General features: G+C 66.1%; 1 protein-coding gene. It reads right to left on the bottom strand.

Annotated features, from left to right (window positions below; translation table 11 throughout):
- Positions 1 to 85 precede the first annotated feature (85 nt).
- A complete protein-coding gene (locus ACLBXP_RS25200) occupies positions 86 to 1,438 on the bottom strand; it encodes a transposase (protein WP_447670580.1) in 1,353 nt (450 codons plus the stop codon).
- Between the last annotated feature and the right edge of the window lie 80 nt (positions 1,439 to 1,518).

Consider the following 1,518-nt stretch of genomic DNA (forward strand, 5'->3'; position numbering starts at 1 on the left):
CGATTTCGTTGAAAAACTCGTTGGCGGCCGAGATCGGAGAGGGGCGGGATGAGCCCTCGCCCTAGGGCTGGGTGTCGCCAGCCAGTCAGGCCGGGCTCGGCTGCGGGATCGGAAGGAGCTTTGCGAGCTTCCTCAGGTTCTGGGCGGCGGCTGCGAGGTGGAACTCGTCTCTTGCTCCGTTCGGCCCTCGCAACCGGAGGCGGTCCAGCTTCAGGATGCGCTTGAGGTGGGCAAACAGCATCTCGACCTTCTTGCGCTCGCGCCGGGAGGTTTTGCCGTCTTCAGAGCGCGCGATGTCGCGGGCCATATCCCGCGCGCCCTCGTAGATCGAGCGCGGAACCTTGCGCACCGCCTCGTTCGGGCAGCATCGCGCCTTCAACGGGCATGGCGCGCAGTCGAACTTGCTCGCGCGGTACAGCAGCGTCGCCCCATCATTGACCAGGGTCCCGGTCGTGGTCAGCACTTGCCCCGCCGGGCAGCGATAGACGTCGCCCGGCTGGTCGTAGGTAAAGTCGGCGCGCGAGAAGGTGCCGTCGGTGCGGGCCGACTTGTCGAACACGCTGATATGCGGCTCGATGCCCTGCTCGTAGACGAGCCAGCCCAGCATCGCGGCCGAACCGTAACCGCTGTCGCCGGCAAGCCGGGCTGGATAGAGGTCGAAGCGCTCGCGCGAACGCGCGATCATGCGTTTAGCCGCTGTGACTTCGGCTTGCCGGATGGCCGTGGTCGCCTCGACGTCGACGATGATCGCGTGGTCGAGGTCGATCAGATAGTTGGCTGTGTAGGCGAAGAACGCCTGCCCGCCGTGCGCTCCGGTCCAGCGCGCGGCTGGATCGGCGGGCGAGATGAACTTGGGCGGCACCGGCGTTGCGGCCCCGAAGGCGGCCTCGTCGAGAACGGCGAGGTACTCCTGAGCGGCGCGGCTGACGCTCTCGGGTGGCAGGCCGGCAGAGCCTTCGACCCCCTTCTGCCGATTGGCATCGGCTCTGATCAAGCTGCCATCGACGGCAAAGCCTTCGCCACCCACGAGGCCCTCGGCGATGCAGCGAGCGAGCACAGTCTCGAACAGGCGACGCAGCAGGTCACTGTCGCGGAAGCGGCCATGGCGGTTCTTGGAGAAGGTGGAATGATCCGGCACCCGGCCGTCGAGTCCGAGCCGGCAGAACCAGCGGTAGGCGAGGTTGAGGTGGACCTCGTCGCACAGCCGGCGCTCCGAGCGGATGCCGAGGCAGTAGCCGACGATCAGCATGCGGATCATCAACTCGGGGTCGACGGAGGGGCGGCCCGTCGAAGCGTAGAACGGGGCTAGCTCCTGGCGCAGGCCGGCGAGGTCGACGAAGCGGTCGATGGAGCGAAGCAGATGGTCGGCGGGAACGTGGGTGTCGAGCGAGAACTCGTAGAACAGGGCACCCTGCTCGACTTGCCGAGGTCCCATCATCTGCTTCGATCTCCGTCTCTCGACAGGAGTGAATCACCTCATCACAATCGCTGCAACACCCGAGTTTTTCAACAGAATCG

Source organism: Methylobacterium sp. A54F, assembly GCF_053346035.1.

Bases quoted from the DNA above. Each gene is read 5' to 3' on its own strand.
- ACLBXP_RS25200 (WP_447670580.1), bottom strand. From the start codon at position 1,438: ATGATGGGACCTCGGCAAGTCGAGCAGGGTGCCCTGTTCTACGAGTTC.